Genomic DNA, 17647 nt, shown 5'->3' on the forward strand with positions numbered 1-17647 from the left:
AGCGGAATAGAGCATGACCGCGCGGAATGCGCGGGGACGCCCGCTATTCTGTCGTGCCGGAGACAAGGCTGGGAACGATCCATTCAACCATCCCCGTCGTTTATCTCCTGCGGCCACATGCGTGCGCCATGAATGACGCGGAGCAAGCGCACCGTGTCTCCGACGATCTGGTAAGGAACGACATAGGGGGTCCGGGCCACCACGAGTTCCCGCGTGCCTTCGACCCGGCCAGGGCGGCCACTTTCCGGAAAGTCGATAAGCCGGCGTGCCGCATCCTCCAGCCGGTCATCGACAAGCGCGGCCGCTCGTGGATCGTCTTGCGCGATCCAGGTGAAAATGGCCAGGCGATCGGCGGCCGCGTGTTGCGACCAGGCCAGTTTCATTGCGGGGGAAGGCCCTTGCGCGCCTTCTCGCGAAGCGCCGCGAATGTCGCCGAGATTTCTTCATCGGGAATGTCGGGCCGTTCGTCGTCCAGCGCCTCCTGCACCCGTGCCCTGAACCACTCGTCATAGGCTTGCTTCTCCACGAGCAGTTCCATGGGGACGATGCCCTCGCGGGCCGTTCGGGTGAGCAGGATGCGGACGGCATCGGAGACGGTCAGCCCCATCTTTTCGAAGACGGCGGCGGCTTGCTCTTTCACGTCCGCGTCGATTCGCGTCTGGATCAGCGCATTATGGGCCATGGGGACACTCCTTCGCCCGAAATGTAATGCAATCGCATGACGATTGCCAACGAGAAGCGATGGGAGACAAGCAATCGGGCGGCACTGAAATGCCCAAACAGGCATGGAAATGCGCAAAGCGGCACTTCAGTGCCTCCCCCCTTGCGAGGCAGGATCGTTTGACGCAGGCTGATCATCGGCGGCCAGACCTTCGTAATTTGGAGGAGTTGCCATGAACGAATCGACCTGAACCAAGCGCTTGGTCGCATCAAATGCGACCCCGGCAAAACGTTGAGCGCTGTGTCCTTGGGACGCGGTGAGAAAAAATCTGCGCCGTCCATTTCACGTGGCTGGCCCTACGCCGATTTCCACCCTGTTCCGCTACGGACCGCCAGAGCCCGCCAGCGTTTGCCATCCTGAACCCCAACGCTCCCAATTGATCCGTTCTGCCCTCTTGCCGGGCGAACGGAGCCGCCCGATGCTGATCTTTGGGGGCCTGTGCAGCAACATGAACTGAAAGAATTGCCCCATGAACAATCCTGATCGCATCATCCGTATGAAGACCGTTCTGGCCCGCACCGGGCTTTCCCGTTCCACCCTCTATCGCAAGATCGCGGAGGGGACGTTCCCCAGGCAAGTGCCGATCAGCGTCCACGGCGCTGGCTGGCACGAATCTGCTGTCAATCGCTGGATCGCCAATCCGGCCGCCTACCGGGAGGAGGGCTGTACCTCAGGATGATCGGCCGTGAAATCTCGAGCGCCGGCACACGTCCGACGGATGATTACTCTCCAGGATCTCAGTTGCCGGTCGGCCATGGTCAGACAGGGGATCATCTTTAACGGGTGCTTTTCCGATTGCAGTGGAGCCCGAACTGCCCGTTCGTTTGCGGCAAGGGCTGGGACTTTGTGCTCGGTCCGGTTTGGAGATGCGTTAGCGGGATAGCGGACGCTCCAGACGGCGACCTGGCACGTCGGCTTCGCGCCCTCTTATCAGACGTCCAAGGGCCCCTCGACTCTGCCCGAAAGCGGACATCCAATTCGCTGCTCTACACCATCTTCCGGCTTCGCCGTTGTGGCACTCGACGAGCCGAAGGTTTCAAATTCATGAGCGAACAAGCGTTGCGCCTGTCGCGTTCGCGACGGGCATCTTGATACCCCATGGGTAGGTCGCTGGCGATCCATTCTCATATTGATAGACGGTGAGTGCCGGCAGATTGCGCTTGTCGTAGCTGCGGCCGAAGCTGATCACCACGCTGGTCGGCGCAACAAGCACAAGGTGAACTTGCCGGACATTGGTCGCACAAAGCTGGCGCGCCAAGTCGAAGAATTGCTGCGCCCATGCCGCCTGTTTCGCCGTTGACCAGTGATGATCGATTGTCGGAGCAAGTAGCCCTAGCCGAATGACCGGCAGGCCTGGGAAGCGATGTGCGATAGCAACCCGATCCTCCGGGTAAGACACCGAGACCGCGACCACAACTTCGCTGGCATCACCGACCGTCTCGAGCCCGGTCAGCCCCAATCGCTCGCCGTCGTCTGGTTCGTCGAGACCGCGCCAGCATTCTTGAGCCCGATCCCAGTCCAGCAGGGTCACACGGCCCTCATCATCTAGAAGAACCCCCATCAGAAAGGCGAACGGCACCGCGGCCATGCCGCCGGCAACGACCGTGAGATCGCGACGGTCCCGGCCTGTCGAGTTCTGATGGATCATGTGCGGTAGGCTCTCGAGCCTGGCCAACGCCTGCTCGGGCGAAAGCAAAACGCCGTCCGCACCCTGCCGGATATCGAGTAGGAGTGAGACGCGCCGGTCCATAATCCCTGTGGGGACCGCGAAGATAAGCGGTTGTCCGCTCATGTCCCGTAGCCCTCGCAGCTCGATCGCCAGCACTTGCTTGCGGCTCTCGCGTCGCAGATCGACAAACAGCCATAGTGCTCCACCGATAATCATTAGGGAGGCGAGCGTGAGGACGAGCGCCAAAACAAAGGCCGGTGTGCCGGCACCGGAATCGAAGGACACATCGATCCGGCCGTTCTCGGTCGGGATGCCAACCGTCAGCGCGAACCCGGCAAAGGTCGCGAGGTTCAGCGTCACGCCCCATTTGATGAGCCGCATGCCCGGCAGCGGGCGCAGGAAGATGAAATCGATCCAGGAGCGAATGAAATAGTCGAAATGCTTTTTCACGTCTGGTTCCCCTTCGCGCCGTCGATGATCTCGATCGGCTCCGGTGGCGCGCCGCGCTGGAACAGCGTCGCCGACAACAACAGCCGCCGCCACCAAGCCGTGCGCACGATCAGCAGCATGGCGAAGGGAATATCGCGCTCGCCCTCGACAAGATCTTGCATCGATGCGAGGTCGGTGGAGCTCGGAATGGGTAAATGGTTTGGGTGCGAATGCCATTCGCCGAGATAGTTGAACCGCGCGAAATCCGACCCGGTTTCCTCGTAGAATCGGTCGAGCGCGCGGTGGTGATGTTCGACCGATCGCACGAAATGAGCAGCGCTACCCGTCACTTCATCAATCGTAAAGTCGGCGAGCCTGAAATGGCCGGCCTCCACCTGTTCGGCCATGAGGATACCGCCGATCTCGCGCCGTCGCGCCTTGGCCAGCGCCTGGCGCATACGTGCGCGCAGCGGCTGCGTGAACTCAACCTTCATCCGCGGCCTCCTCGGCCTTGGGGAAAAACTCGCGCAGCAAACCGCCCAACTCGTCTCGCGCATTCTCGTCGGCGTCCGGACCCCATTGCCCCTCGGGCACAAGATCGATCGGATAAGTGTCGAATGGCGCTGCGAAGATCCACTCACGCGCCATCCCGATTGCATAAACCGAATTCGGAAAGGTGGTCGCGCCACCTTTGAGCAAGTCGATCGCCATGCGTCCGGCATGAGCGGCTATGACTGAGACATCCGCGTCGTCGGCGATCAGCGGTGGCTTTTCGGCATCGATCTGCAGGCTGTATTGCTCGCCATCGCCACCGGTCCAGGGAATGCCATTGTCGTCGCACCAACGCAGTATCTGCCGCCGCGCAGCGTACGGCGGCGGATCGAGATCGGGGCGCGAGCGTGCGATCATGCCACCAATGCCGCCGGCAAAGACTTCAGTCCAGATCAACGGCTTCCGTTCGGCACATGCCACCGAGCCACAAAGGTTGAAGATCTGCGCGTCTGCTGTCGCGTCGATGATCAGATCGCACTGGCCAATTTGCTGCAGCGCCGAGTCGGTCGATGCAGAACTTTCCTGTCCGCCGAGCAGCAATCGTCTTACGATCGTCTTGGTGGACGGATTAATGTCGCGAAGCCGCGCCGCCAGCGCATCAGGTTTATTGAGGCCGACCGCGCGCCAGTCGAGTTCATTGCGCACCAGATTGCCCGGTAGCAGCAGATCACCATCGACCAGCACCAGCGTGCCGACGCCTGCACGGGTAAGGGTTGCCGCGATCTTCGATCCAACCGATCCGCAACCGACGATCGCGACGGATCGGTCCGCAAGCACCCCGTGCTCGGCAGACAGGCGTTGCTCGTTCGCCGGCGCGACAATCGTGCGGTAGACATAGACATCGCGGCTGCCGGTGCCCTGCGCGAGCGAATAGAGCCGCGCCGTCCCGCGATGAACCAGCAGCAGCGGCATCTCGGCGTCGGAAGCTGTCATGCGCTCCAGCGCCGGGGCAAAGTTCAGCACGGTCAGAATGGTGTTCAGAAAGGCGTAACTTCCTTCGAACGAAACGTTAGTTTCGTCGGGGAGCCGGATGGCAAATCCCTCGCGCGTGCGCGGCTCCGTGAGCGGCGGCGCGGCGGCCCATATCGGCGGGGCGTCGGTCGATCCAAGTCGGCGTGGATGCGCAAGCCAATGTTTCGCGAACCAATGTTCGTCGAGGGTGAAAGGCTGAGCTTGCAAGAGCGGCTGCTCCACAAGGATATCCAGCAAGGTCGTGTTGAGGATCAGGCGCAGCTTGGTGTTGCGCACCTCCTGCGCGACAGTCTGGCGATGGGCGCTGGCGACATCGGCGACCTCACCGTCTGAGGGACTTTCCCCCGACAGCAGCCGATAAGCGCTTCCGATCATCATCGCGCCCGTGAACTGCGGTTCCCAATTGTCGGGACGATATTCGAGGCAGAGCTCGCCCCCTGCGCCATATTGGTGACCCGAGATTCTCGCGCCGTCGCGCGGCGTCACCTGCGGCGGCACCGCCGGAAAAAAGTGCGGATAGGTCAGGCTGAGCGGGTAACTGGCACCGAGATGGACGATGTCGAAATCCGCGACGAACTGGAGATCGTCGGTCAGCCGCCACTTGGCGGACTGGAGCCAGTCCGCTTCTTCAGCCAGCTCGGCGATCGCCTGCCGTTCGGCGCGGGCGCGGGACGGCAGATCGGTCCACCAGATCACGCAAAGCCTTGCGGCTTGGTCGGCGTGCGCGCGGTGTTGCTAAAGCTTGGGGTCGACAGCGCACCGGCGGCGGCCGCCGTCGCCCCGCGGAGCAGCCCAGCGGGCTTACTGGCGCTCCGATCGGCTGCGCGCTTGGCCAGCTCCTGCCCGAGATGCGGCGACAGCGAGTCAGTGATTGAGTGTCGATCGGCAAGGCTCGCTGCATGGGCGAAGTCCCGCTGCGCCTGGCGCAGCCACGCATAGAAAGCCCGTTCACGCTCAGGGCATTGGGCCCATTTGTCGGCAAAATTCTCGAGCGGGTCACTCGGATTCGCGATCACTGCACGACCGCGCGTGTCACGCGCGATATAGGCTTCCATTCCGCTCAGAATCGACAGCAGCGCGTCGGCGATCTCTTCCTCGCCCTGATAGGCATGCGCCGCGAGCGTGGTGATGATGATCGAGATCGGACAGCAGTTGAGCTCATCCTTTACATACATGATATCGCGGTGCCGCTTCAGGATCATGATCGAGGATTGCAGCGGCGTGCGCACCTTATAGTCCGGGATCGCCTCGACGCTGGCCTTGACTGCATCGGCCATGGCGCGGCGGCGCTTCTCGAGCACGACGCGCATGCGGCCCTTGAACCAATCGAGATAGCCCTTGGGGTTCGAGCGTGGCCAATCATGGGTGATCTGCTGATAATCCAGCCGCTCGTTATCGGTGATCGCGATCGCGGTTGCCGCCCGGCTGGCGTCGAGACCCTTGCTATCGAGCAGGATGCGAACGTCCTGCGCATTGGGCAGCGCAGGTACCACGTCCATGTGGAATTGCGCGCCATCGGCATAGTTGAGGGTCCAGCACCGGCGCCCCTCGCGGAGCGGCTTGGCCATCGCCTGAGAGCGGCGATAACCCTCCATTTCCGAGCCGACCAGTGCCTTGAGCGTCTCCTGTGAGAGTTGCGACTTGCTGAGCACCTTCAGTTCGCAAACTGCATCGACGTCATATTCCTCGTCGGCATGCAGCGGCTTGATTACCGTTCCGAGACCGAAGGAGCCTTGGACATACACGGCGGGATCATAGTCACGCAGCGTCGAGGCAGGACGATTGAACCATCGACCGAGCGACTGATAGCTCTCCTCCGCCTGCTCATAGCGCGTATCGCTGATCTTGAGCTCATCGGCAAGCGCATCGAGATAGGTCTTGGCAATCGAGGTGGCTCTGGTCGCCATGAAATAACCCCCAAAAAATATCGCCGGGCTATTCGCCCGCTATTGCCCCCGTGGGACGACAATGTAGTTACGCAGCATTAACGATCAAGGTTTGTCGGGAAAAGGTGCGCCAGAACATGCGATCGGGCGGGCGGCGCGTAAAGGGCTGCTGGAACGGCTTTTCGCTGCCACGGGGATTGCCGTGGGCGTTTACGTTGTAATGCGCGGCCTCTCAGTTCCCATTTATCGCGGCCGAATGTCGGTTCCGCTGATCCGGCCGTCGAGCATCGATATCTTCACATCGGCAGCGGCAGCGACGTCGGAATCATGGGTCACGCATACAACAGCACGGTCCTGGTTATGAGCCAGGGCACGAAACATCTCGACGACGCGGGTGCTGTTCTGGCTGTCGAGATTACCGGTCGGTTCATCGCATAGCACGCATGGGATTGTTTTGAATCGCCCAAGCGCCCGCGCTCGCGCGCGATACGCCCCGGGGAGTCGAGGTGCATGCGCTGTTCTAAGTCTGCGCCGACGATTTGCCGGCTTGCGTGACCGGGCGCCGCTGTCGGTTGCCCTGTGATACGCAACTGCGCGCTCCCGAACTGGCTCAGTAGGCGGGCCGGTTAGGCCGGGCTCTACAGCTCATCATTTCAACACGAAATGATCTTCCGGCCGGCTATAGGAAAGCCATAATAACGCTTCGCACCATCCCAGGCTACCGTTCCCCGATCGCACTCGATTTCGCCTGATACGACCCCGCTGCCGAAGACTACCGCATATGGTTGCTACGATTACCCTCTTGCTCCTCGCCCAATCTGCCAACGTCCCACGCGACGCTCAGCATCCCTATCCATCTGGTGCAGTGGTCCAGCCGCTGCCAAAGGAACAAAGCCCCTGGCAGCGCGCGCAGAGCAGTCTTGGAGTTGCCAAAGATGCAAGCGTCGCCGCGAGGATCAGCCAGTGGCGTGCGCTTCAACGAAGCGATGGTCTGGGATTCTCCGCTTATGCCAATTTCATCATGGCAAACCCGGGCTGGCCAGGCGAGAGCCGCATGCGGCGGCTAGCGGAAACCAGTATCAATCCCAACAGCTACGATCCTACGCAGGTCGTGGCCTTCTTCGCGCGCTTTCCTGCCCGCACCGCAGTTGGTCATGCCCGTGAGGCGTTAGCGTTGATCCAGACCGGTCGGATGAATGAAGCGAGGGAGGCTGCGCGGGGCGCGTGGCTGGGCGGATCGCTTGCTCCCAACGATGAGGCGCGGCTTTTCTCTCTGTTCGGTTCGGCCTGGACCAGTGCTGAGCATGACCAGCGTGCAGACATGCTGCTCTGGGCAAATGACATTGCGGGGGCGCAGAGAATGCTGGCCTATGTCTCGCCATCGCGCCGCCCCATTTATGGAGCGCGTATCGCCTTCCGCCGAAAGGCGGCGGATGCATCAAGAACCATGCAGTTGGCCGAAGCCGCAGGCGCGAGCGATGCCGGCTACGTGGCCGACAAAACGACATGGCTACTCAATAGCGGCAACTGGATCGCCGCGAGGCAATATCTCGCCAATCGTCCGATCCTGACGTCCCGACCCGGCAATGCTGAAAAATGGTTTGAAACGCTGCTGACCCATGCGCGGGCAGCCGCCAAAGATAGCCAGTGGAGCTTTACCTACGGCATCGCCAGCAAACTGGATGACGCCTATGCACCTGGCACCGATGTGAGCAGCCGCCCGATTGGCGAGAGGGACGATTATACGAGCCTCGCCTGGCTCGCCGGGTCTACCGCCTTCTACCATCTCGACAAGCCGCTGAATGCGATGGAGATGTTCCGTCTCTACGCGACGGCGGCAAAGTCGCCGCAGACGAGGTCCAAGGGCTTTTATTGGGCCGGCCGCGCTGCACTACAGGCCGGCAAGACAGCGAGGGCAAACAGCTATTTTGTTCAAGCAGCTGCCTTCCCTGGGCAGTTTTACGGCCAACTTGCTCTTGAGCGCATAGGTCGTTCCATCCCCGCGCCCGTTGCTACCGAGCGATCAATCAAAATCTCTGCGGCCGAACGTAGAGCCTTTGCCGACCGATCCGTGGTGCGCGCGGTCAAAGCATTGGGCGAGATGGGCTATTGGGAAGACGAGAGCAAATTTGCTCGCGCCATCGCCAATGATGCCAAGAGCGAGGTAGATCATTATCTGGCCGTTGAACTGGCGAACAGCATCGGGCGGCCTGACATGGGCGTGATGGTCGGCCGCCGTGCCGTGGCGAGCGGCCTGTCCGGCTATGGGCGAAGCGCGTTTCCACGCGTGCCGGTGCCGTCTGGCGCACAATATAATTGGACCATGGTGCACGCCATTGCGCGGCAGGAAAGCCAGTTCGACAAGAAGATCGTCAGTCGAGCCGGGGCTCGGGGGCTGATGCAGCTGATGCCCGGTACGGCGCGGGAACAGGCTGGCAAGCTGGGCGTGAGCTACAACGCCAGATCGCTGGATGATCCGAGCTATAATATCATGCTGGGTTCATCCTATTTCCAGCGCATGCTTCGCTATTATAGTGGCAGCTATCCACTGGCGGTGGCGGCCTATAATGCAGGGCCGGGCAATGTAAATCGCTGGATCCGCGCCAACGGCGACCCCCGAAAGCCTGGCGCTGATATTCTGCACTGGATCGAACAGATTCCGATCTATGAGACGAAGAATTATGTGCAGCGTGTCCTGGAGAATGCGGTTGTCTATGAAGTCATGAATCCTGAACGTGCGCGTTTCGCTGGATCGAAAATCCCGCTCTCCCGATATTTGGGCAAGCAATCCGCAGGGTGAGCTACACCTTCCGGTCGTCGGGTGGGCTGGTGCTTAGTCACCCGAATAGGTAACGATGATCAAATTGATCGCGCCGCTTTTCGTTATAGCGATCGAAGCCTTTTTCTTCTTGGCGACGGCGGACAACATACCTGTTCCTCCAGATTGGAAATCTGAGGTCTTCTGCAAGCCTGCAGCTGAGAATTTATCCCGATAGAAATCCATGATGGTAGGGGCATCGTCCGACGTTTCGAGGGTCACCTCATGCACATTTTGTACGGCTTGGGAGCTATTCACAGACCTTATCGTAGAGCCGGGATATTGCGGCGCGAATTCGGGCATGGCGATGCTGGGAACCTCCATGTTTTGCGGGGAAGAGGGCCCGCTCTCATCGGGAGTGGAAGGCGAGGCCTGGTCTTCGTTGCTTCCGACACTGTTGGACTGGGGTGTCTTGTTTTCACCCAGGTTGCAGGCTCCCAGCGCTGCTAGCCCAAGCATCAGGACAAGGCGCATGGCAATTACTCCTGTTGTGGTTCCTATGAACGCATCTCTCCTTGTGGAGGCCTGCCGATGTTAAATGCAGGAGAAGGCAAAATTCAACATCACGGCGCACGGCAATAAAATCACTGAACATGCGCTCCGGTGGTGGCCTGCCGTGCGCAACATGCTATTGCCAGGCACCGATTTCGTCCGCTAGGGCGGCGGCATTCGCAAGGACCCGGTGAAAATCCGGGTGGCTATTCCGGCCGCCGATCCGCCGGACAATATCACACATGACCTGAAATGATCCGCGCCTCCCGAGCGCCATGTGCCTTGTTGTGGAACTAAAATGATCAGCAAAATCACCCCGTATCGCGAGCAATGGTTTAGCGGCGCGGTCTCTATGCGCCGCGATATACTCGCGGGCGTCGTCGTCGCGCTCGCGTTGATCCCCGAAGCCATCGGCTTTTCCATTATTGCCGGTGTCGATCCAAGCGTTGGCCTTTACGCCTCGGTGGCAATCGCCATGACGATCGCCTTTATCGGCGGCCGACCGGGAATGATCTCTGCCGCGACGGCTGCGGTTGCGGTGTTAGTGACGCCGTTGGTGCGCGATCATGGGGTGCAGTATCTGTTCGCCGCCACCATCCTCATGGGCTTTATCCAGGTGGTAGCAGGGCTGTTGCGACTGGACCTGTTGATGCAGTTCGTGTCGCGATCGGTCATCACGGGTTTCGTGAACGCGCTGGCCATCCTGATCTTTATGGCGCAGCTGCCGCAGCTGACGAATGTCGGGTGGGAGACCTATGCTATGGTCTCAGCTGGTCTCGCCATCATCTATCTGTTTCCCCGTGTCACCAAGGCAATCCCGTCGCCGCTGGTGGCAATCCTGCTGCTGACGGCGATCAGCGTCAGTTTGGGTCTGTCGGTGCATACTGTGGGGGACATGGGGAAGCTGCCCGAAGGACTGCCGAGTTTCGCGTTGCCGCAGGTGCCTCTGACGCTGGAAACGCTGCGAATTCTGCTGCCCTATTCCATAACGATGGCGGCGGTGGGTCTCCTGGAATCGCTGCTGACCGCGCAGATCGTCGACGATATGACGGATACCGACAGTGACAAGCGGCGTGAATGCCTGGGGCAGGGCGGCGCCAACATCGTTTCGGCCATGATCGGCGGCATGGGTGGCTGCGCGATGATCGGCCAGTCGGTCATCAACGTTACGTCCGGCGGGCGCGGACGTTTATCCACGTTTGTGGCAGGCGCATTCCTGTTGTTCCTGCTCGCTGTCCTTGGGCCATGGGTGGGGCAGGTGCCCATGCCTGCACTGGTTGCGGTGATGATCATGGTGTCGATTGGCACTTTCAGCTGGAATTCGATCGCCAATGTTCGCCGGCACCCGCCGACATCATCGGCCGTCATGCTGGTGACGGTGGCGGTCGTCGTGGTGACGCGCGATCTCTCGCTCGGCGTGCTGTCCGGCGTCCTGCTTTCGGGCATATTCTTCGCCGGCAAGGTGCAGCGCATGTTCGCCGTAGAGCGCAGCCTGTCCGGCGATGGGACGCAGGCGACATATCGGGTGAGTGGCCAAATCTTCTTTGCCTCGGTCGATCGTTTCACGCGCGCCTTCATGAGCGAGCAGGGCGTGGCGAATGTCATGATAGATGTATCAACGGCGCACTTCTGGGACATCTCCGGTGTCGGCGCGTTGGATAAGATCGTGGCGCGATTGCGGCGTGAAGGATGCAGAGTCAATGTTGTCGGGTACAACAAGGCGAGCGCCGATCTCGTCGATCGCTTCGCACGGCACGACAAGACAGGCGTTGAAATGGGCACGGTCCCACACTGACGATCAGGCAAGCTTGCTCAATTGCTCGCGCAATCGAGCAAGGCGTCGCTTCGGGTGAGAACCATTAACGGAAGGTCCGCGGCACGGTCGCGGCTCAGGGCCAGACCGGTGGGCGCGCCGATATCGTCGCGCGCATGCGGCAGTTTGCCAATATTGTCCTTTCTACAAGACAAAGGAAAATCGCGAGGTGGAAAGCGAAGCCACCGTCCCAGCTATTCCCGATCTGAGCCAGGGAGCCGATCAGCTTGTCAAATGCATTACGCCGCCCCACATCCTCCGGCGCGTAGCGGTTGAGTTGCTCGCGCTCTACCAGGCGAGAAGAGCGAGGAAGATCGCGGGTTCGTTAGCTTCGGTCGAAGCCGTCGCGGCGGGGAGAGGCCGAAGGACCTGATCGAGATTTTCGATCCCGCATGAACCGCAGGAAGTGTCCGTAACACTGGGCCGCACGCGAGCACGTAGCCGCGTGGCATGATGATCTGCCTGGGTGAGATGAATGATCGCATCTTGTTCGCGGTCGAGAGCGAATCCAATTGTCAAATCCGCAAATCGCCGGGAGACGCGAGCAGTACGGCATAGCCAATTCCCGTTGATCTCTATCGCCACTGGCACTTCGGCGGCGATCCAGCGAGGATCAAGGTCACGCGACCCGTCCCTCGCCACGCGCAGGAGTGGCTGTGGCGGTGGAGGAAGGACGCACTCGGCTATGCTGAGGCGGCCTCTCGCGCAGGCTCCGGGCGTTCGCGGTGCGCGAGCCGGAGGGCGACGAAGCCTAATAACCCCGAAGCGAGTGAACCGGCCAATATGCCGATCTTCGCCTCTGCCACGAGTATGGGAGAAGTCGGGAAGGCGAGAAGGGCGATGAAGAGGCTCATGGTGAAGCCGATGCCGCAGAGGAGTGCGATGCCGAACATCTGCCATCTGCTGGCATGGGCGGGCGCATCGGCGAGGCGCAGGCGGATGGCGATGGCGGAGAGGCCGAAGACGCCGAGAGGCTTGCCCAGCAGCAGCCCGGCGGCGACGCCTAGCGTGACGGGAGCGGTGAGCGCTTGCGCCGGCAAATTGAGGAAGGAGACGCCGGCATTGGCGAGGGCGAACAGGGGAACGATCAGGAAGCCGACGGGCGCATGCAGGGCATGTTCCAGCCGGTGGAGGGGGCTGGTGGCGTCGCTGTCGGACTGGGCGGGGGTTGCGTCCATCGGGATGGTGAGCGCAAGGATGACGCCCGCGAGCGTCGCATGGATGCCTGATCGAAGAACAAGCAGCCAGAGCAGGGCGCCAAGCAGCAGATAAGGCAGGAGTCGGCGCACTCCCTTACGGTTCAAGGTGAAAAGCAGCGCAACGACGGCTGCGGCAAGGTCGACGAGCGACAGATTGGCCGTGTAGAAAAGGGCGATGATGATGACCGCGCCTAGGTCGTCGATGAAGGCGAGCGCGGCGAGGAAGATGCGCAGCGAGGCGGGAACGCGACTTCCCAGCAGGGAGATCACACCAAGCGCAAAGGCGATATCGGTCGCGGCGGGAATGGCCCAGCCGCGCGCAGTGGGCCTCATGTTGAACGCGAGGTAGATCACCGCGGGCACGGCCATGCCACCCAGCGCCCCGATGCCGGGGAGGAGGCGGCGCGACCAGGTGGAAAGCTGTCCGTCCAGCATCTCCCGCTTGATCTCTAGCCCGACGAGCAGGAAGAACAGGGCCATCAACCCGTCATTGATCCAGTGCATGACGGAGAGGGGGCCGAGATGGCCGTGCAGCAGCGCCTCATAGCCCGGACCGAGCGGCGAGTTGGCGATGGCGAGCGCAACGGCGGCCGTGGCGATGAGGATCAGCCCGGCGGCGGACTGGCTGCTCAAGAACTGGCGCAGGGCGCTGGGTGGGTGTGGCGGTAATCGGGCATGGGGCACTCCGGATGAGATTCAGCGGTGCTGGCGGCCCGACCAGCACAAGTGAACCTGCCCGCTTGAGTCCCTCAAGCGAACACCCGCTCGCGCTATTGCAATCGAGGAAAGGAAGCGCAACCCCGTCCGTGCCATGAATGGCAACAATGCATTATCCTCTGTTGGGGCTAGGTTCTTCGGCTTCCGTGAGTTTCCAACGGCGCAGTAGCGGGGGCATCGTTAGTCCCTGCACAAAGATCGAAAAGGCGACGACGCCGAAGGTCAGGACGACAATCTCGCGTTGTTCGGGAACGCTGGCCGGCACCGCAAGCGCGAGCGCCAGTCCCACGGCCCCGCGCAGTCCGCCCCAGACGAGCACATGCTGGTAGGTGGCTGGAAGGCGAAGCGCAGATCGGCAGAACAGAAAGGAAATCGGGTAAACCGCCACGGCGCGTCCAAGCAGCGTGAGCAGCACGACAACCGCCAACGCTCCAGACACCAGCGCCAAAGGCTGGTGCGCCTCATGACTGCCGATCAGCAGGAAAAGCACGGAGTTAGCTAGGAACGCGGCATATTCCCAAAATCCGAGCACGTGCGGCCTGCCTTCTTCCGAAATCGGCCCCCGCCAGCCATGATTGCCGACGATCACGCCAGCGGCGAGCGCCGCGAACACGCCTGAGGCCTCGATCCGCTCGGCGACGAGGAAGCTGCCCCAGGCAATGACGGTGGTGAGCGTGATCTCCACCAGATGATCGCTCGTGCGTCCGGCCACCTTGAGCACAACGAAGGCAATAATGCAGCCCACGACCGTCCCGCCGATCACGGTCCAAAGCAGCGATGCCAGCACCGATGCCGGTGCGAAGGCTTCGCCCCCGACCAATCCGATCAGGATCGCAAATCCGACGGCGGCGACCCCGTCATTGAGCAGACTTTCGGATTCGACGACCATGCCCAGACGTGGCTGCGCCCTCATCTCCTTGAATGCGGCGACGACGGACACCGGATCAGTCGCAGCGATCAGAACGCCGATGAAGGCCGCGCCCAGCCAGCTCCAGCCGAGCAGCCAATGGAGCCCTCCCGCAACGACAGCGGCCGAGACGGCGACCCCCAGAAAAGCGAGCGTGACAGTCAGCGGCAGCTGCCGGCGAAATTGGCTCCACGGCATCTGCAAGGCTGCCTCGAAGATGAGCGGGGGCAGGAAGATGTTGAAAATGAGGTCGCGGGACAGCGGCAGGTCGAGCCCGAACGGGAGAAGGGCAAGGCTGATTCCTGCGAGTACGAGCCCAGCCGTGTAGGGCAGTCCGATCCGCCGCGAGAGCATCGCCACCAGACAAGCGATCACGAGCAACATGCCGAAGTCCAGCAGGTCGAAAGCGGCCATGAATGCTCCTCGATCCCGGCGAATGGCTTCGGTGCGCCAGTCGTTCACTTTTTGGAGGACAAGAAGCAACTACCGAGACGGTTCCTCGTTCCGTCATCATCTCGCAACGGTCCGTAGGAGATTGCACCCATCATGAACGACCCTGCGCTCGCCGATGTTTCGAGAAGTCGCACCGGATCATGGATGCAAGTCAATCCGCCGGTCTTCTTTATCTCGGCCGGGCTGATCGTGATCTTCGTACTTTTCGGCGCGGCTTTCAGTGAGCAGGCGTCGCGCCTGTTCGCCGCCGTGCAGGCGACGATCACGGTCGATATGGGCTGGTTCTACGTCGTTTCAGTAGCCGGTTTCCTCCTGTTCGTCCTCTTCCTCATGTTCAGCCGATATGGCGACGTAAAACTGGGTCAGGACGAGAGCGAGCCTGAATATAGTTATATCTCCTGGTTCGCGATGCTGTTTAGCGCGGGCATGGGCATCGGGCTCCTCTTCTTCGGGGTGGCCGAGCCGACGCAGCATTACGCGCGGCCGCCGGTCGGTGACGGGCGAACGATAGAATCCGCTCGCCAGGCGATGGTCCTCACTTTTTTCCACTGGGGCCTGCATGCCTGGGCGATCTATATCGTGGTGGGGCTCGCGCTTGCCTATTTCGCGTTCCGGCGTGGGCTGCCGCTCACCATTCGTTCGGCGCTGTTTCCCCTGATCGGCCAGCGCATTCATGGCCCCATCGGGCATGCCATCGACATATTCGCCGTGTTGGGGACGATGTTCGGAGTCGCGACCTCGCTCGGCTTCGGTGTGCTTCAGGTAAACGCCGGGTTCAGCCATCTTTTCGGCCTGCCCACTGGGCCGATGGTTCAGATCATCCTGATTGCGGCGATCACCGGCATGGCAACCCTCTCCGCCGGAATAGGGCTGGACAAGGGCGTCAAACGATTGTCGGAACTCAACATCATCCTCGCGATCGCGCTGCTCGCTTTCGTCCTGCTGGCTGGCTCCACGGTGTTCCTGCTCCAGGCCTATGTCCAGAATGTCGGCGCCTATCTGGGTAATCTCGTGCAGCGCACCTTCCGCATGTACGCCTATGAGCCCAATGAATGGTTCGGCAACTGGACGCTTTTCTACTGGGGCTGGTGGATTTCCTGGTCGCCATTTGTCGGCATGTTTATCGCCCGCATCTCGCGCGGTCGCACCATCCGTGAATTTGTGACGGGCGTGCTGCTGGCGCCATCCCTGTTCACCTTTTTGTGGATGACGGTTTTCGGCAACACCGCCATCGACATGGACCTGCGCGGCGTTGCGGGTATCGCCACCACAGCGGTCAATAACATGCCCGTCGCCCTGTTCAAGACATTGGAGCATCTTCCCTTCTCCTCCATCGCTTCGGGGCTGGCGACGCTGCTCGTCATCACCTTTTTCGTGACCTCGGCCGATTCCGGAGCCTTGGTGATCGACATGATCACCTCGGGCGCGGAGGATAATCCTCCGGTCTGGCAGCGCATCTTCTGGGCGGTTAGCGCGGGCGTTGTGGCTGCGGTTCTGCTGGTCGCCGGCGGGCTGGAGGCGCTGCAGACTGCCGCCATCGCCAGCGCGTTGCCCTTCGCAGCGATCATGATCTTCATCTGCTACGGTCTGTTGCGCGCGCTGCAGATGGAGAGCGAAGGGTCTGCGATCGACTTGTCTGCCGATGCGCATGCCGCGCCCGCGGAAGGGCTTGGCTGGCAGCAGCGCCTTGCCAGTATCACGCGCTATCATGAAAAGGGGGAGATCGCCGGGTTCCTGACGGACACCGCGCGCCCCGCGCTCGAGGCTGTAGCCTCACAGATGCGTGACAGCGGCCTCGTGCCTGATGTGACACAGGACGGAACCCATGTCGAACTTCGCGTTCCCCATGGGGAGCGTGGCGAGTTTCGCTACGCTGTGCGCGCCCGCGCCTTTCGCGCGGCCAGCTTCGCCTTTGCCGAGACGCGGCGGCGCGAGACTGATGAGCACCGCCATTATCGGGCGATGGCGCAAAGCTCGCAATCGGATCAGCCGCATGACGTTACAGGCTATACTGGCGATCAGCTGATCAATGACCTCCTCAACCGTTATGCCCGCTTCCGGCACGCGCGCCGGCTTGCATGAATGACAGCGGCGATTTCATCTGGCCTTGGGCGGGACCATGATCAGAGTCCGGCCTTCCACCCGCCAGGACGCGAGCTGGGAGAGGAAGTTCATCCCCAGCACGTCGATATTGCCGATCGCGGGAGAAATGGCGACCTTCAGCCCATGTGCTTCGATGCCGCCAAGCACCATCCGCTCGATCGTGCCGGTTTCGGCTGGAACGATCCCGTTGGCGGTCCGCATGACGATGGGCAGCAAGCCGCTGCCGCGTTCGACCGAGGCGAGCCGCGCCGTCGCTTCTGAAATGGTGGTGACGGTCGCGCCGCTATCTATCAACAGCCTTCGCTCGACCCCGTTCATCTCCGCCCGCGCCCAGAAATGCCCATCGGGCGACATGCGCACATGAACCTCTCGCCCTCTCACCTGCTGGCCATCAATGCCAAGCCGCGAGGTGATCCGGGCCAGACCAGGATCGAAGGGCGCCTGCTGGATCAGCAGGAAAAGGCAGAAAGCGAGCAGCGCGAAGGAAAAGAGGGACCGCAGCAGCCGGCCAATATAGGGGATGTTGAACAACAGGATCAGCAGGATTGCCCCGCCCACTGCGTACATCGCCATCTGCTGCCATTCGGGATTGATGGAAACGGGCATGATTGGTTTTGAACCGTTGGGCGGCAGGTTCGATCCCCGCCTATTACCGGCCGATCAGCGCAACTCCTAAACGCAATCCCACGCGAAAGGAACAGAAGCTTCCGCTTCGCATTCTCTCAGAAACATTCCGGAAATAGAGGGGGCGAACGCGCAAATCTTTCCGCCAGCCGCCGATACATGGCTACGCCTTGGTCTTGCGGCCTTGGCGATAGCGGTGTTCGGCCTGGCGCTTGGGAGCTGGGATTATGCGAAGTCTTCTTATCAGTCGCAGGTTGGATGGGTGCAGGACCAGCCAGTTCCTTTCAGTCAC

14 protein-coding genes and 1 other annotated feature are annotated in these 17647 nt (G+C 61.4%); of the genes, 4 read left to right on the forward strand and 10 right to left on the reverse strand.

The window, feature by feature from the left end; all coding sequences use genetic code 11:
* Positions 1–83: 83 nt before the first annotated feature.
* Together EGM87_RS02720 and EGM87_RS02725 are read right to left on the reverse strand one after the other, a co-directional pair.
* A complete protein-coding gene (locus EGM87_RS02720) occupies positions 84–383 on the reverse strand; it encodes a type II toxin-antitoxin system RelE/ParE family toxin (RefSeq protein WP_137709963.1) in 300 nt (99 codons plus the stop codon).
* Positions 380–682, reverse strand: a complete 303-nt coding sequence (locus tag EGM87_RS02725; RefSeq protein WP_137709962.1) for a type II toxin-antitoxin system RelB/DinJ family antitoxin — start codon at positions 680–682, stop codon at positions 380–382. The genes EGM87_RS02720 and EGM87_RS02725 overlap by 4 nt, the downstream gene beginning before the upstream one ends.
* 508 nt (positions 683–1190) lie before the next feature.
* On the opposite strand from EGM87_RS02725, the gene EGM87_RS02730 reads away from it, so the two are divergent.
* A complete protein-coding gene (locus EGM87_RS02730) occupies positions 1191–1400 on the forward strand; it encodes a helix-turn-helix transcriptional regulator (protein ID WP_137709961.1) in 210 nt (69 codons plus the stop codon).
* 363 nt (positions 1401–1763) lie between these two features.
* On the opposite strand, the gene EGM87_RS02735 is transcribed toward EGM87_RS02730, so the two are convergent.
* Genes EGM87_RS02735 through EGM87_RS02750 form a run of 4 tightly spaced genes read right to left on the reverse strand, consistent with a single transcriptional unit; the run spans position 1764 to position 6250 of the window.
* The gene (locus EGM87_RS02735; protein WP_137709960.1) at positions 1764–2840 is read right to left on the reverse strand and encodes an SAVED domain-containing protein; all 1077 of its coding nucleotides are present in this window, start codon (positions 2838–2840) and stop codon (positions 1764–1766) included.
* Positions 2837–3313 carry a Mov34/MPN/PAD-1 family protein gene (locus tag EGM87_RS02740; RefSeq protein ID WP_137709959.1) on the reverse strand — a complete coding sequence of 159 codons (477 nt, stop codon included), beginning with the start codon at positions 3311–3313 and terminating at the stop codon, positions 2837–2839. The genes EGM87_RS02735 and EGM87_RS02740 overlap by 4 nt, the downstream gene beginning before the upstream one ends.
* On the reverse strand, positions 3303–5039 hold the full coding sequence (locus EGM87_RS02745) for a ThiF family adenylyltransferase (protein ID WP_137709958.1): 1737 nt from the start codon (positions 5037–5039) through the stop codon (positions 3303–3305). The genes EGM87_RS02740 and EGM87_RS02745 overlap by 11 nt, the downstream gene beginning before the upstream one ends.
* Positions 5036–6250 carry a nucleotidyltransferase domain-containing protein gene (locus EGM87_RS02750; RefSeq protein WP_137709957.1) on the reverse strand — a complete coding sequence of 405 codons (1215 nt, stop codon included), beginning with the start codon at positions 6248–6250 and terminating at the stop codon, positions 5036–5038. Before EGM87_RS02750 ends, EGM87_RS02745 begins: the two co-directional genes overlap by 4 nt.
* 760 nt (positions 6251–7010) lie before the next feature.
* On the opposite strand from EGM87_RS02750, the gene EGM87_RS02755 reads away from it, so the two are divergent.
* The gene (locus tag EGM87_RS02755; RefSeq protein WP_137709956.1) at positions 7011–9029 is read left to right on the forward strand and encodes a lytic transglycosylase domain-containing protein; all 2019 of its coding nucleotides are present in this window, start codon (positions 7011–7013) and stop codon (positions 9027–9029) included.
* Positions 9030–9062: 33 nt separating this feature from the next.
* Here the strand turns inward: EGM87_RS02755 and EGM87_RS02760 are convergent, their stop codons facing one another.
* Positions 9063–9521: a hypothetical protein gene (locus EGM87_RS02760; protein WP_137709955.1), complete on the reverse strand. Its 459-nt coding sequence runs from the start codon at positions 9519–9521 to the stop codon at positions 9063–9065.
* A 198-nt stretch (positions 9522–9719) separates the two neighbouring features.
* Positions 9720–9775 (forward strand) — a sequence feature (sul1 is cis-regulatory element that is thought to sense ions involved in sulfur or methionine metabolism; They are found in Alphaproteobacteria).
* Between the two features lie 62 nt (positions 9776–9837).
* Here EGM87_RS02760 and EGM87_RS02765 point away from each other — a divergent pair.
* Entirely contained in the window at positions 9838–11334 is a 1497-nt protein-coding gene (locus tag EGM87_RS02765) for a SulP family inorganic anion transporter (protein WP_137709954.1), read from the forward strand.
* A gap of 701 nt (positions 11335–12035) precedes the next feature.
* Here EGM87_RS02765 and nhaA read toward each other — a convergent pair.
* Positions 12036–13235 carry a Na+/H+ antiporter NhaA gene (gene nhaA, locus EGM87_RS02770; protein ID WP_216614571.1) on the reverse strand — a complete coding sequence of 400 codons (1200 nt, stop codon included), beginning with the start codon at positions 13233–13235 and terminating at the stop codon, positions 12036–12038.
* Between the two features lie 145 nt (positions 13236–13380).
* The gene (locus tag EGM87_RS02775; RefSeq protein WP_137709953.1) at positions 13381–14589 is read right to left on the reverse strand and encodes a cation:proton antiporter; all 1209 of its coding nucleotides are present in this window, start codon (positions 14587–14589) and stop codon (positions 13381–13383) included.
* Positions 14590–14721: 132 nt separating this feature from the next.
* Here EGM87_RS02775 and EGM87_RS02780 point away from each other — a divergent pair, with 132 nt between their 5' ends.
* Positions 14722–16710, forward strand: a complete 1989-nt coding sequence (locus EGM87_RS02780; protein ID WP_253719122.1) for a BCCT family transporter — start codon at positions 14722–14724, stop codon at positions 16708–16710.
* Positions 16711–16725: 15 nt separating this feature from the next.
* On the opposite strand, the gene EGM87_RS02785 is transcribed toward EGM87_RS02780, so the two are convergent.
* Complete coding sequence (locus tag EGM87_RS02785) at positions 16726–17337, reverse strand: retropepsin-like aspartic protease family protein (protein ID WP_137709952.1); 612 nt, start codon at positions 17335–17337, stop codon at positions 16726–16728.
* Positions 17338–17647: the final 310 nt, after the last annotated feature.

Origin of the sequence: Sphingobium sp. RSMS (genome assembly GCF_005406185.4) — a bacterium.
Taxonomy (GTDB): domain Bacteria; phylum Pseudomonadota; class Alphaproteobacteria; order Sphingomonadales; family Sphingomonadaceae; genus Sphingobium; species Sphingobium fuliginis.

Excerpts from the sequence above, each read along its gene's own strand:
- EGM87_RS02750 (WP_137709957.1), bottom strand. The coding sequence starts at position 6,250 with ATGGCGACCAGAGCCACCTCGATTGCCAAGACCTATCTCGATGCGCTT.
- EGM87_RS02775 (WP_137709953.1), bottom strand. The coding sequence starts at position 14,589 with ATGGCCGCTTTCGACCTGCTGGACTTCGGCATGTTGCTCGTGATCGCT.
- EGM87_RS02720 (WP_137709963.1), bottom strand. The coding sequence starts at position 383 with ATGAAACTGGCCTGGTCGCAACACGCGGCCGCCGATCGCCTGGCCATT.
- EGM87_RS02755 (WP_137709956.1), top strand. The coding sequence starts at position 7,011 with ATGGTTGCTACGATTACCCTCTTGCTCCTCGCCCAATCTGCCAACGTC.
- EGM87_RS02780 (WP_253719122.1), top strand. The coding sequence starts at position 14,722 with ATGAACGACCCTGCGCTCGCCGATGTTTCGAGAAGTCGCACCGGATCA.
- EGM87_RS02765 (WP_137709954.1), top strand. The coding sequence starts at position 9,838 with ATGATCAGCAAAATCACCCCGTATCGCGAGCAATGGTTTAGCGGCGCG.
- EGM87_RS02740 (WP_137709959.1), bottom strand. The coding sequence starts at position 3,313 with ATGAAGGTTGAGTTCACGCAGCCGCTGCGCGCACGTATGCGCCAGGCG.
- EGM87_RS02730 (WP_137709961.1), top strand. The coding sequence starts at position 1,191 with ATGAACAATCCTGATCGCATCATCCGTATGAAGACCGTTCTGGCCCGC.
- EGM87_RS02785 (WP_137709952.1), bottom strand. The coding sequence starts at position 17,337 with ATGCCCGTTTCCATCAATCCCGAATGGCAGCAGATGGCGATGTACGCA.
- EGM87_RS02760 (WP_137709955.1), bottom strand. The coding sequence starts at position 9,521 with ATGCGCCTTGTCCTGATGCTTGGGCTAGCAGCGCTGGGAGCCTGCAAC.
- EGM87_RS02725 (WP_137709962.1), bottom strand. The coding sequence starts at position 682 with ATGGCCCATAATGCGCTGATCCAGACGCGAATCGACGCGGACGTGAAA.